General features: G+C 46.0%; 10 protein-coding genes. 3 read left to right on the top strand and 7 right to left on the bottom strand.

Annotation, left to right across the window (positions count from 1 at the left end):
• Nucleotides 1-22: 22 nt before the first annotated feature.
• Nucleotides 23-1,321 (top strand): citrate (Si)-synthase, encoded by a 1,299-nt coding sequence (locus AC3DOM_RS00625; RefSeq protein ID WP_487917083.1) that lies wholly within the window; start codon nt 23-25, stop codon nt 1,319-1,321.
• Between the two features lie 308 nt (nt 1,322-1,629).
• On the opposite strand, the gene AC3DOM_RS00620 is transcribed toward AC3DOM_RS00625, so the two are convergent.
• The 7 genes from AC3DOM_RS00620 to AC3DOM_RS00590 form a co-directional block, all read right to left on the bottom strand.
• Nucleotides 1,630-2,664 carry a hypothetical protein gene (locus AC3DOM_RS00620; protein ID WP_487917082.1) on the bottom strand — a complete coding sequence of 345 codons (1,035 nt, stop codon included), beginning with the start codon at nt 2,662-2,664 and terminating at the stop codon, nt 1,630-1,632.
• A gap of 331 nt (nt 2,665-2,995) precedes the next feature.
• Nucleotides 2,996-4,102, bottom strand: coding sequence for a D-alanine--D-alanine ligase family protein (locus AC3DOM_RS00615; protein WP_487917081.1), 1,107 nt, complete (start codon nt 4,100-4,102; stop codon nt 2,996-2,998).
• A gap of 608 nt (nt 4,103-4,710) precedes the next feature.
• Complete coding sequence (locus AC3DOM_RS00610; protein ID WP_487917080.1) at nt 4,711-6,321, bottom strand: amidohydrolase; 1,611 nt, start codon at nt 6,319-6,321, stop codon at nt 4,711-4,713.
• A 10-nt stretch (nt 6,322-6,331) separates the two neighbouring features.
• On the bottom strand, nt 6,332-7,393 hold the full coding sequence (gene mutY / locus AC3DOM_RS00605; protein WP_487917079.1) for an A/G-specific adenine glycosylase: 1,062 nt from the start codon (nt 7,391-7,393) through the stop codon (nt 6,332-6,334).
• Nucleotides 7,390-9,861 carry a hypothetical protein gene (locus AC3DOM_RS00600; protein WP_487917078.1) on the bottom strand — a complete coding sequence of 824 codons (2,472 nt, stop codon included), beginning with the start codon at nt 9,859-9,861 and terminating at the stop codon, nt 7,390-7,392. The genes mutY and AC3DOM_RS00600 overlap by 4 nt, the downstream gene beginning before the upstream one ends.
• Before the next feature lie 64 nt (nt 9,862-9,925).
• Nucleotides 9,926-10,228, bottom strand: a complete 303-nt coding sequence (locus AC3DOM_RS00595) for a hypothetical protein (RefSeq protein ID WP_487917077.1) — start codon at nt 10,226-10,228, stop codon at nt 9,926-9,928.
• A 9-nt stretch (nt 10,229-10,237) separates the two neighbouring features.
• Nucleotides 10,238-10,885, bottom strand: coding sequence for an MBL fold metallo-hydrolase (locus AC3DOM_RS00590; protein ID WP_487917076.1), 648 nt, complete (start codon nt 10,883-10,885; stop codon nt 10,238-10,240).
• A 76-nt stretch (nt 10,886-10,961) separates the two neighbouring features.
• Here AC3DOM_RS00590 and AC3DOM_RS00585 point away from each other — a divergent pair, with 76 nt between their 5' ends.
• Both AC3DOM_RS00585 and AC3DOM_RS00580 read left to right on the top strand, forming a co-directional pair.
• Nucleotides 10,962-11,861, top strand: coding sequence for a DMT family transporter (locus AC3DOM_RS00585; RefSeq protein WP_487917075.1), 900 nt, complete (start codon nt 10,962-10,964; stop codon nt 11,859-11,861).
• A 27-nt stretch (nt 11,862-11,888) separates the two neighbouring features.
• On the top strand, nt 11,889-12,972 hold a 1,084-nt coding region (locus AC3DOM_RS00580; protein ID WP_487917074.1), incomplete at its 3' end, for a hypothetical protein.

Raw genomic sequence — 12,972 nt, 5'->3', positions numbered from 1 at the left:
TAGTAGCTTGTGAGGAGATACCATGATTTTGCATGATAAAATTTCAGCGCAATTGCCGGAATGGCGTGAGCGTGTCACCAAATTGCTCGAAGAACATGGTGATAAGGTGGTGGGGGAAGTTACAATCAGCCAGATTTATGGCGGAATGCGTGCCGTCAGAGCCCTCGTAACCGACATTTCTTTTGTTGACCCAAATGAGGGAATCCGTTTTCGCGGTCATACCCTTCCCGTAGTATTGGAAAGATTGCCCAAGCCAGATGGGGCTGAAATGCCCTATGTCGGCGGTCTTTATTATCTTTTAATGGTTGGCGACTTTCCAACAAAAGAGCAGGCCCTGGAAGTCGAAGCCGAGTGGGCAAAGAATAGTCATGTCCCCGATCATGTTTTCAAGGTATTGCGAGATATGCCAAAGGATACCCATCCGATGGCGTTATTCTCCCAGGCCATTTTGACCTTACAAAACGATTCGAAATTTGCGAAACGCTATGCTGAAGGCATGAGCAAAATGGATTTATGGGAGCCAGCCCTGGATGATGCGATGACATTGACCAGCAAATTGGGTGTGATCGCAGCTTTCATTTATCAACTGAAATACAGAGCAAAAGCAGAGCCGAGTTATGATCCAAATCTGGATTTTGGCGCTAATTTCGCCAAAATGATGGGTGTGGATGATAAAGAATATGCAGATCTGATCCGACTGTACTTCATCCTGCATTCTGACCACGAATCCGGGAATGTCAGTGCGCATACGATGCACCTGGTTGGTTCATCACTTTCTGATATTTTCTTTGCCTTCTCTGCTGCAATGAATGGACTGGCCGGTCCCCTGCATGGTCTGGCAAATCAGAATTGTCTGGCCTTTGTGATGGGTATCAAGGATAAATTCAACGGCGTACCGACAAAAGAACAATTGACCGAATATGCCAATGAGACGCTGGATAGCGGCCGAGTTATCCCCGGTTACGGCCATGCTGTTTTGCGCGTGCCTGATCCACGCTATACAGCCCAATTCAAATTTGGCAAGGAACATTTCCCGAACGACGAACTTTTTATGATTGTGCAAATGATGGACGAGATCATCCCTGCTGTTCTCAAAGAGCAGGGCAAAGCCAAGAATCCATGGCCCAATGTGGATGCGGTCAGCGGCTCGCTCCAGTATCATTATGGGATCACCGAGTTTGACTTTTATACTGTTCTTTTTGGGGTCGGACGTGCCTTGGGCGTGACAGCCAACTATGTGTGGGCTCGCGCCCTTGGGCAGCCGCTCGAACGACCAAAATCATTGACAACCAAAATGTTGGAAGATATCGCGGCTGGATAGATAAATTTAATTAAAAACAAAAAATATATTTTTTGAGATCTATGGATTCAACGTGTTTTTTTTCAATAGAACTGGAAATTTCAATATAATTAGAAGTGCCCTTGCAAAACAAGGGCACTTTTTTATTTAACCTGTAATTGAGCGGATTGTTACCTCTTTTGAGCCTTTCGTAACACCTTGTGCGAGGAAAGCACAAAACTCCAATTTGGGTTTATACGGTCTAAGATTAAAACAAATGTAGCGTTTACATGTTAATACTTCAATATAATGTTCCAGAAATACTCTTTATTATTTGGCTACTACTAATCTCATTTAATGATTCTAAATATTGCTTTGTAATCCTTTTCCATGCTTTGCAAAATTGGCAGATTGGTAAAGGTTTCGATCTCTCGTATGGCTAAGGGTGAGCTGGAACACAAACCAGATATGGCATCAGGTTCTAAATCAAATTCTTCCTTTAGAACGTGAATACCGCCAAAAACTGAGGTTGAACCTGGGGCACAAAATATCAATTTGTGAATGCGGTCACGTACCTCTGGCATCCTAAGTAGCATCGCAGTTTCTCTCTGAAAAATTCCGTCTGCAAACTCAATTACCAGGTAGTTTTTTGGATCATTACCGTATTTCATATCAAACGAGTTAAACATCCATAGCAACTTGTCCGGATCCATTAAATAGCTTGACGGATAACCGAAGTAGGTAAAGTCTGCAATATGGTCGGCCCCACAGTCATTCATTAAAAGAATATCCTTCAGGCTGGCTGTACCGGTAATTTTCGCTGCTCTCACGTTCTTCCCAGAGGAAGAGAGTGCATAACAACATGCCGCTGCTGCATGAGTTTTACCGCTATTCATGCTGGTACCAATACAAAGAATAACTTTTGCACCACGTTTTTTTCGAGTTGTGTTCTTTGGTTGTAAAAGTATGTGGTCCCTCGTGTTGATTACTTTTCCTTCGGAGTCGCAAATATAACCCAGTACCCGTATAACCGTGGGTGCACTGATCAATTGGTTTTGACTTTTAACCTCACCAACAATACCGCCCTGGCTGAAGATATCTACATGTTCCATAAATGAACCAGGCACCAGTCCTTCATATTGATCAGGGGCATAGCGGTTGCCAAAAACAAAAACCGAACGCGTCCCAATATTGAGTGTATGTAATCGAGCTGATCTGTTTTGAATGCTTTTGTGATGTCCAATTTTGATCACCTCACCAAAGATGAGATCACCTACCTCGGGCTTCTTTTTATTCGAGACATCATATTGCTTTATCTTCGATTTTGGTACTGAAAAAGCGGAGCTTGGGATGATGTGATTGGATTTTATTTTTTTTATATCCATTAAATTATTTCCTATCTAGATGATCCACAAAAAAGATATAGAGGCTCTTGCGTGTGGAAAAGATGTTTGCATACCGTAGCTCAAAATAAAACCTCCCTGTAGAAAAAGGCTCTGTCTTAATGATTTTCGCTCTGGACGGGAAAGTTATCAGTTTGCCTGGGAATTTCCTGGACACGCAATACGTTCAGAAAAGCGTTGAGCGCATTCACAAACAATAGACTTCTTGCAATAGCCCGTTTTTAATACTGCTTTCGCCGCTGTCCTTCGCGCAGCATCCTTCAGGGCGGCGGCGGGGACGCCACCGAGGGCACATATGCAAGAGGCCTAATGTTTAAATATCTCTTGGAGCAATCATTCCCCAACGCCCTGCAGCAAGGTATAGGATCTCAAGGATGAGATCTTCATAAGCGATCCCATCTGCTGCGGCCTGGATACAAAGGTCACTATAGCCTGGGGTTAGTCCAGGCAACGGATTGATTTCAATAAGGCGTGGTTTATTTTCATTGTCCAAACGGATATCAACACGTGAGACGTCTAATGCACCTAAAACCCGATGTGCTCGTAAAGCCAAACGGTGCATTTTTCTTGCCAATACTGGGTCTATATCTGCTGGGCAGAGATATTCTGGTGCACCCTCTACGCCCAGTTGTTGCGCTTTGGCAGCATGGCTATAGATGCCAGGGGTAGCCGATTTGGCTGTATTCAATTCCAGGATAGCCAAACGATGAAAACCATCCTTCTCATACCACTCAGGATAACGACTAAACCTTTTAGCATCTGGACGCCCAATCTGTCCAACAGTGAATTCTCTCCCAGGCAAGTAGTTTTCAACAAGTGCCGGTTGTTTATATGTATTGATAATATAATTGACACGTTCAAAAAGTTCAGATTCACTCTCTATAAGAGCTTTCATATCAACACCCATTCCAGTGCCTTCACGAGATGGTTTTACAAAAAGCGGGAATTTTAGCTCAGGGCGTAGATGTTCATCTCCGGAGATGAATTCCTGAAAAGAAGCAACTGGAAGATTGCGATCTCTCCAAATTCTTTTTGTAAGATTCTTATCTAGTGCAATCCCATTGGTTAAGACCCGTGAGCCAGTGTAGGGGATTCGCATCATTTCCAATAACGCTGGCGTTTGAGCTTCACGAGCATCCCCACCCAAGCCTTCTGCAATATTGAAACAAATATCAGGCTTATTCTCCCTAAGTGCGAAAGGCAGGTTTTCGTCTGCTATGATAAAGGTGGTTTCATGTCCATCTGTTTCTATAGCAGCTTGAATAGCGCGAATGGTATCAATATGGTCGAAATCGGCATAGGCATCGGGAGGGATGCCTGCCGGGCGGTGCTGATTTTCATCCTTGACATTAGCTAAAACGGCCACGCGCCATTGTGGAGGTTCAAGAAGCCATCCGCCTGGTGATTGAGATATTTTCATTTTGCTCCTAAAATGTAATCAATTTTTGTGTAAAACCTACGCCCTCCAGCCTGGAGGCGGATAGGGGGAAAACATACTTTTAAAATTTGTGCTATCTGAATGGTTATAATATCAAGAATCCTTCGAAATTGACCACGATTATTTCTCGAAATCGTCATCACAGTCTATCTCATCTTCATAATCATAGTAATCTACTACAGGCCAATCCAGTTCAAGTGGATCAAACCAGACAACTTCAAGGCGATCTACGCACTTTGGGCAAATGCCAGATTCGCCTCATTGAAGTTTATGATTTTGCGATTCAAACGAGATCGCATATAAGCAATTTGATCAAATGAAATCTTTGCAAAATCATGAATTGTGCAATTTACCAAGCCAAATATCAGTTCAATAATTGTGTGTACAGTCACACCAGTCAAATTATGCGTATTTCCATTAATAATTTTGCCCTCATCTTCATTAACCTGAGTAAAACCTGAATTTTTTCATCCCGCCGAACCATGTTTGAAAGCATATCCGCTGGCCTTTTACAGGATAGAAAAAGGGAAACTACCAAATATATGGGAACAATCCTTTTCGATTTTTCATATTTATTATAGTTGGATTCTCTAGGAGAGTCGATCAAATACAACATCTCCATTAAAAACAGTCTTATCAACTTGTGTCTTAGCAATTTCCAGCGGTGGAATTGAGAATATATCCTGATCCAGGACAATCAGATCAGCCAACTTCCCTGGGGTTAAACTTCCCTGGTCATTCTCCACCCCAGCCGCGATGGCCGCACCCATCGTATACCCGTGAACAGCCTCTTCCACGGTCAAGCACTGTGAGGGGTACCAGCCCCCCGCCGGGGTCCCATCCGCACGCTGACGGGTAACGGCTGCCTGAATCCCCAGGAAGGGATTCGGAGAAGAGACCGGGCAATCGGAGCCAAATGCCAGAATTGTCCCCGCATCCAAAAGATCACGAAAAGCATAGGTCCATTGCCCACGGTCGCCAATCGCCTTATCCACCATGCTGATATCCTCGACCAAATGGAGGGGCTGCACAGAGGCAACCAGATCCAGAGGCCCAAGCCTCCCCAGATCATCGGGATGGCTATGCTGGACATGCTCAATCCGATGGCGGCCATGCAAAGAAGTCTGATTCTCGTTCTTTCCTATAACTTCGCTAAAAACATCCAATAATTCACGATTTGCACGATCACCGATCGAATGAATTGTCGCTGTGATCCCAGCTTTATCCGCTTTGGCAACCTTTTCAGCGATAACATTCATTGGTGTCAGCGGCATCCCGGATCCACCATCTGCAAAGGGTTCCAGCATCCATGAAGTTCGTGCTCCTGTAGCGCCATCTGAAAAGAGCTTGATCCCGCCTATGCGCAAAAACTCATCACCCAGCCCGCTTTGCAATCCCAGCGAAACGGCCTGATCCAGAAGTTCTCCGGGAAGCATCACCAACGCACGGAGCCTTACCTCATCGGCATCACGAAGCCGCTGCCAGGCGCGTAAAGCAGGAGGGCCATCTTCACCACCCATGATGCGCATATCATGAACCCCTGTGATCCCAAGCTGATGGATCTTCATCATCGCATTTTTCATCGCGTTATCAATTAGCATCTCGCTTGGCTGGGGCATAATATCTCGTACCAAATTGATCGCCAATTCTTTTAATATCCCATTTGGGTTCCCGAATTCATCCCGTTCGATCACACCCATATCGGGATCGGGCGTAGCTCCAGAAATATTAGCAAGCTTAAGCGCCAGGGAGTTGACGCTGGCAAGATGCAGATCTTTGCGCCAAATAATCACCGGGTGATCAGGGGCAACTGCATCCAAATCTGATCTGGTCGGCATTTTTGGGGGATCCCAACTCTCCTCGTTCCAGCCCTGCCCAATGACCCACTCACCCGGACCCGTCATCTTTGCCGTCTTATGGACAAGCTCCTGAACCTCTGCCAAAGAAGCGACATCATCCAATTGAATTCTCTCCAAAAATAAAGACCAATCATAGAAATGGATATGGGAATCCGTCAGGCCGGGGAGTACCCGTCGCCCCTCGAGATCGATTTCCTCCGTATCCGTTTTTGCCAAGGCGCGAATTTCCGAATCTCTTCCTACGGCCAAAATCCGTCCATCTCGCAACGCGATCGCGGTCGCATCAGGATAGTCTGCATCCTGCGTATGTAATTTTCCATGATACAAAATCAAATTTGGCATGATCTTCTCCTCATTGTAATTTTCCAGCGATCATCCGATCCACCTTGCCCATCGGATAATCGTCCAATTTATTCAATGCCACCCAGCGTAAATTCTCTTTGTGGGATGATCGGATCAGCGTACAGCGAAAAGCTACTTCTTTTATCTTGAAATGAGTGTAGGCATGATCCACTTCTCCAAGCGGATCTACAATCTGGACCTTGAGCTGGTATCCCTTATCAATTACAGATACCAACTCCCCAGCAGGATCTCCATTTACGCGTCCGTTTGGGAATTCCCACATCCCGCCTAACAACCCTTTCTCCGGGCGCTGTGCCAACAAAACCTTCCCCTCTTCGACGATCAGCGCGGCCGCATGGAGATAATGCGGTACTGTCTTTTTTGCTTTCCGCACTGGACGCTCATCCTGTATGCCAAGTTTTTTGGCCTGACATAATTCTTTTACAGGGCATTCACCGCAAGAGGGATTGCGCGGTGTGCAAATCAGCGCGCCCAAATCCATCAGGGCCTGATTATAGTCGCCAGCCTCCCCTGAGGGAATATTTTCCTCTGCCAGGTCCCAAAAGATTTTCTCTGCATTTGTGGTGCCCAAAACATCTGCAATATTGAATATGCGCGCATAAACACGCCGTATATTTCCGTCCAGTGCGGCGGCATCCTGCCCAAAAGCCATCGAGGAAATTGCGGCAGCAGTATAACGCCCGATGCCAGGCAACTTCTGCAGGGCTGCGGAATCTTCAGGGAGTTTGCCCTCACCCTCCGCCCTCTCCCCCAGGGAGAGGGAACTTTCAACAAGGATTTTAGCAGCCTTATGCAAATTGCGAGCCCGGCTGTAATAACCAAGCCCCTCCCAAAGATTGAGAATTTCCTGCTCCTCAGCATCCGCCAGAGCTTTGATCGTGGGGAATTTGGCGAACCAACGCTCAAAATAGGGGATGACCGTATCCACGCGGGTTTGCTGGAGCATGATCTCCGAAACCCAAACGGCATAGGGATCGGGGTGGTCTCGCCAGGGGAGAAACCGTTTATTTTGGCGGTACCAGGTTAAAAGTCGCGGGGCGATTTCGATCATTCTGTACAGGTAACAAAAATCTTTTCGTTTAGAAGAATCTCCTGATTATCCATCAAGTAGATGAGTCGCGCTTCCAAATAATCATCTTTCTGACACCCTAAAACAATCACATCTTCGGCGTTGGGAAATTCGACAGGCATCTTTTTAATGGGGAAAACAACCTGCGTATTCTGTTGGTCGATAAGAACAAAGCCCATTCTGGAAAAATCTCGGATAGCGTAGGCAGGCCAAGGATGTGCGGATGCCAACCCTGCGCCGTCCCGATAAAATCGCGGATATAGTAGACGTCCTATAAGAATTCTGGCACCGTCCTGTGCGGCAAAAACTTCGATTTCAGCAGCAAAAGGGGAAATTTTAGATAGAAGAGCTTCTTCAGAGAAAGATTCAAAATGGGGGGGAATGGCATTTTCAAATATCAGTGGAGAAGAGCCGATCAAGAGAAAGAGGAAAGAGAATAGAATGAGGCTGGAGCCCTTTATATTTTGGTGAGGGACTTTTTCAGGTGGGGAAGAATAGATTTTTTCACTGTCTTCACTAAAGCTGGAGGCCAGGAGAGTGAGAAGTTCAACAAAACCAACCCCGAAATAAAAGTAGGCAACCCAATCAACCGGAAAATCATATCGCCAACCAGAAAAACGGGCGACTCCATTTGAGAGGGCATAGCCGAGATTGAATATAAGAGGTGTCAAACCGATCCAGGTGAAGCGACACCAAACTGCACCCAAACCTAATGCGATTATGGCAAGATAAAAAATTAGCAGGAGTTGGTTGTAAAAACTAAGATGCCCATCCCAGTTGGTCCAATAAATATTAATGGGTTCCTGAAATCCGTAAAATGGCTCAATGAGAGGCAGGGCCAGTAATCCATTTATTTCGGTGGCAAGAAAATGAGTGGAAATAAATTCCGCAACAAAACCAGGGTTTTGGAGAGCAAAGCTAAGTATTGAATTGGAAAGACTTTCGTTCGCAAGATCAAAATCAGTCGAGTTCAGGTTATCGGTAAATTTGTATTGGCTCGAAAGTAGCCCAAGCTGGCTGGGATCATCGAATGTGATCTTCCCGGTGATGTGGGTGTTGCGCGTCAGCCACGGAGACACACTGAGAGTCACACCAAAAAGGAAGATAAGACTTACTACTAACCACTCTTTCCATCGCGGCCAAAAGATGAGCAGAGCCAGGAGAACAATCAGGGGCAAAATTAGCATTGACTGGGTGCGCAGGATAAGTAGAAGCCCAAATATGCCACCTGCAATAAGAGGGGAAAGGGGCTGACGATTCCGTTTCTGAAGCCAGCGAATGACGAATAATGCGGCCAAGCTAAGGACAAAAGCGGTCGGGATATCCGTCAAAGTCATTTTTGAGTTGGAAACTCGCGTCTGTGAGGAAATAAGGAGATTCGTCCATTCCCGAAAAATAGTAAAGAGAGCCACGGTCACGCCTGCAGAACGACTATGGAGCGTATTCCCAAGAAAATAAAGGACTACCGGAAAGAGGGCAAGAATAAGGGTCTGTCCCAGAAAGATTAGACTATAGTCAAGCCCAAAGAGAGCATGCAACCCAGCCAGTAAAACGATATAAAGAGGGCGCGGAGGAATACTCGTAATAAATCCCTTCCCTAGCAAAAGTCCCTGTGCAAGATAATCATAAAAACCAGCATCAGAATAAGGAAGCGATTGTCCAAGCGGATAAGCAAAAGGACCGTAAAAGCTGTTCTTAAGAACATCCATCGGGACACTTTGCCAGATCACGACAGCAATACCCCAAAGCAATATGGCAAAGATTAAATCGGTTTTTTTAAGGTGGGGATCAATCTTCAAGCTAAGAAGTGATGTGAAAAAACCACCGAGTAAAGCCAAGCCAAACTGCCAACCCTGCAAAGCCACCCCTGGCTCAGCCCAATATGCTGCATCTGGGGTTAGCCCAATGCGAGTAATGGCAATAAACGCAAAAATAGCAAGTAAAATACCAAAGAAAATCCCGGCCGCTCGATTTATTTTTCTGTCTTTGAAAAACTTGGAGTCAAAACCATTGCGAAGAAAAAGCAACCAAATGGAAAGTTGTAAACCTAAAACAATGATCGTAATGGCAAGGGGCTTGGCTCGCTCGAAAAGAGGCAGGAAGCGTGTGGGATCATAGAAGCGCAATAAAAAGAGGCCAACGGATACTAGCAGCGCACTCAAGGCAGATAGACAGGTTAGCGTGTCAAAGGTTTTTGGATATTTCCCTGGGTCGAGGTATGTTTCCCTCCAAAGTGGCTTTCGCCAAGCAAGCACTCCCAGCCACGCAGAGATGAATACCATACTCAACAGTATTCCTGCCATAGATAAGCGCGAGATAGAAAGTCCCAGGAAGAAGCTGTTTGTTGGATCTGCGGGAATGCGCAGCAGCGTAAATAATGCATAGCCTCCTTCAAGTGAGGCTAGCAGAAAGAAAAAGAACCAGTATTTGAGCATTCCTTTTGGTGGCACAGCATTCTCTGAATTTAAAATGGGGCGCTCTTCGAAAAAAGCCTTTTTCTGATCAGCTTACATCTCAAAACTGAAAACCGCTGCGCGCGGGAATAATCTTATAGGAAAAATTGTCGATGAAGCCAAACAGCTTTTCTCTCAAAATTCCCCATTCATCAGAATCCAGCATCTGTTGAGCAGTGTCAGCATCCGTAGCGATCATCCCAACCTGAATTTGGGGATAATCGCCATAGAGTGTTGCCCATGCATCGAGAGGCTGAAATCCGAGCCGCTGTATGCCGGGGATCATTTCGCTGATAACAAACTCAAAATACTCTTGCTCATTATCTTGCGAAATATCCCAGGTCATTAAAATTTTGACTGCCACTAGATACTCCTATTTGCGCTGATAATCGAGGACAACAACGCGTGTCTCTTCCGGCAGGCTTCCGCTTGTGATCTTGATCGAGGCTTCGGGATCCACCGTTCCCAACCCCATCTCCTTGATGAATTTCTCCAATGGATCAAGGGATAATTTTGCATCAGGAGTCGCATAATGCATTGGGATGACGATATTCGGTTCCAAAACGCTGACCACCTCCGCTGCTTTGGCTGCACTCATCCCCCCCCCCGCTCCAACCGGAACAAGGGCTATATTAACCGTCCCTAACGCATCCACTTGTGAGCGACGGGGGATTTCTCGTAAATCGCCAAGGTGGGCTATAGTGAGGCCACTATAATCAAAAACATACAGGGTATTACGAGGTTGATCATCATCGTTTTTGCTGCGTCCATTTGTTTGTACGCCGGTAATAAATACGCCGCCAATTTCGTATTCTCCAGGGCCATCAATGATATGAGAATAACCTTTCACTGCCGCAATAAAATTATGCCCCGGCGCATCGTGGCTGGCGGTCACGATATCCGCCTTGAGCTTTAATTCTCCATAACCCACGACCTTATGGTCGAAGGGATCGGTCACTACAGAGGCCAATCCGCGCTCTGTTAGTCTAAAACAAGATTGTCCGTACCAAATGATTTCCATATAGATCCTCCGCCCCATATTATACCCGCAAGAGGCGTGTACGAGAGTATAATTCTTCAATTAATTAAGGAACCGCATGTCAAAAGAAAAAGTCTTTCCTTATCTTGAAGTTCTTTTTGCCGTCGTCGTCTGGGGTGCCTCCTTCATCGCGACCAAGATCGGGGTAAAAGAAGTCACGCCAATCACAATCGTCTGGCTGCGCTTTGGGATGGGCGTCATGATTCTAGGTGTCGCAGTTGCCGCGAGAAAGGAATTTGCCTGGCCTGCCAAAAATGAGTGGGCTTATTTTGCATTGCTCGGATTTCTCGGCATTACCTGGCATCAATGGCTGCAATCGACAGGGTTGGTCACTGCGCAGGCCACCACAACCGCGTGGATCGTTGCCACCACTCCGATCTTCATGGCCTTACTTGCCTGGCTGGTATTAAAAGAAAAATTAACCTGGGGACAAAGTGCCGGGATCGCGCTCGCGGCTTTGGGCGTGCTTCTGGTCGTCAGCAACGGTGATCTAAGCGGCATTTCCGTCGGCAACTTCGGCACCCCCGGTGATATTCTGATCCTGATCAGTGCACTAAACTGGGCCATTTTTTCCACGCTCTCACGACGTGGGCTTCAAAAACATCCCGCCGCAAGGATGATGTTTTATGTGATGACCTTCGGCTGGATATTTTCATCAGTCGCCTTTTTCACCGGTGGCAATCTCAGCCAAATCCCGAAACTAAGCTTTGATGGCTGGATGGCTGTCGCCTTTCTGGGCATCTTCTGCTCCGGGCTGGCCTATATCGCCTGGTATGATGCCTTACAAGCCATCCCTGCCTCACAGGTGGGGGCCTTTCTTTACCTTGAACCGCTCGTCGCCGTTTTAGTCGCAGCAGTCATTCTTACTGATGAACCTATCACCTGGGTCTCCCTCGTTGGAGGCTCCATCATCTTATTGGGTGTTTATCTGGTCAATCGAATTCCCCCAAAGGAATAAACTCCCTAATCGCAAAAACAACCTAAAATGCAGATATTCTTTGATGGGATAGTCATAGCTGGAAGATATTGGGAAGAAATTCTATTATTCATGGTGCCAGTCCTTGGTTTTGGGGGGCTGATTACAAGTATTCTTTCACGAGAAAAGAGAATAGATTGGCTGCTTTTCCCAATGAGCCTGCCATTGGGAACAATCATATTGGCTCTCCTTTCTTTTGCTTTATTTTCCCTGGCTCGCGTATGGCCCAATATATTGCATTTAGGTAGTTGGATCCTGTTTGTCCTGGGTCTAGGCGCACTTTTTCTGCATGGACGACATGGGCAAGACTGGCGCTCACATATTCTGTACATCATGGGATTTAGCGTGCTTCTGATCATCCGCCTGGCTTTTCTCAAAGATATGCAGTTACCACCCTATAGTGATTCTCCTGAACATTATTTGATCGTTCAGCATTTTCTATCGCCGACCCTGGAGGGGAATTCTTTTTACGCTATCGCAGGCCCATATTATCACTTTGGTTTTCACAGTTTGGCAACATGGCTCACCGTCATTCGGGGGTTTGACTCACCTTTACTTTTGGCTCTGCTCGGGCAAATATTCCTCGTAGTTTTGCCTTTCTCCGTTTTTGCGCTAGTCGGTGGCATCACACAAAACAATACCTCAGCATGGATTGCCCTCCTTCTAAGCGGATTCGGTTGGCAGATGCCAGCATTTGCGGCCAATTGGGGGAAATACCCGGCAATCGTGGGGATGGCAGTATTCCCTGGTGTTCTGGTGGCAATTTATTTGTTTTGGCAAAATAAGAATTTGAAAAATACAACCCTTATCGTTGGCTTATTCTTCGTAGTCGGCGCTGTTTTTTTACATTCGCGTATTCTGGTTAGTTTTGTCCTGGCATTTCTTTCATTTTATCTTGCACTTCAGTTCACAGATTTTCTGATGACAAAAGGAAAGACAATAAAAATAGTTTTATGGGCCATAAGCATCCTCCTCGCATTTTGGATGCACTGGACTACTTTCTTTCAAGTGTATTACAGCAATTATTTTGTGGTGCTAATAATCATCGCCATCTTTATCCCCTTCGCTTTTCGATCATTTCCAATTTTGTCAC

The sequence above is a fragment of the Candidatus Desulfolinea nitratireducens genome (assembly GCF_982879505.1).
Note: the sequence above shows the minus strand (reverse complement) of the source record. Positions and strands in the feature narration are given on the sequence as shown.

What these genes read in the sequence shown, in the direction of transcription:
- AC3DOM_RS00625 (WP_487917083.1), top strand. Translation starts at nt 23, where the DNA reads ATGATTTTGCATGATAAAATTTCAGCGCAATTGCCGGAATGGCGTGAG.
- AC3DOM_RS00620 (WP_487917082.1), bottom strand. Translation starts at nt 2,664, where the DNA reads ATGGATATAAAAAAAATAAAATCCAATCACATCATCCCAAGCTCCGCT.
- AC3DOM_RS00615 (WP_487917081.1), bottom strand. Translation starts at nt 4,102, where the DNA reads ATGAAAATATCTCAATCACCAGGCGGATGGCTTCTTGAACCTCCACAA.
- AC3DOM_RS00610 (WP_487917080.1), bottom strand. Translation starts at nt 6,321, where the DNA reads ATGCCAAATTTGATTTTGTATCATGGAAAATTACATACGCAGGATGCA.
- mutY (WP_487917079.1), bottom strand. Translation starts at nt 7,393, where the DNA reads ATGATCGAAATCGCCCCGCGACTTTTAACCTGGTACCGCCAAAATAAA.
- AC3DOM_RS00590 (WP_487917076.1), bottom strand. Translation starts at nt 10,885, where the DNA reads ATGGAAATCATTTGGTACGGACAATCTTGTTTTAGACTAACAGAGCGC.
- AC3DOM_RS00585 (WP_487917075.1), top strand. Translation starts at nt 10,962, where the DNA reads ATGTCAAAAGAAAAAGTCTTTCCTTATCTTGAAGTTCTTTTTGCCGTC.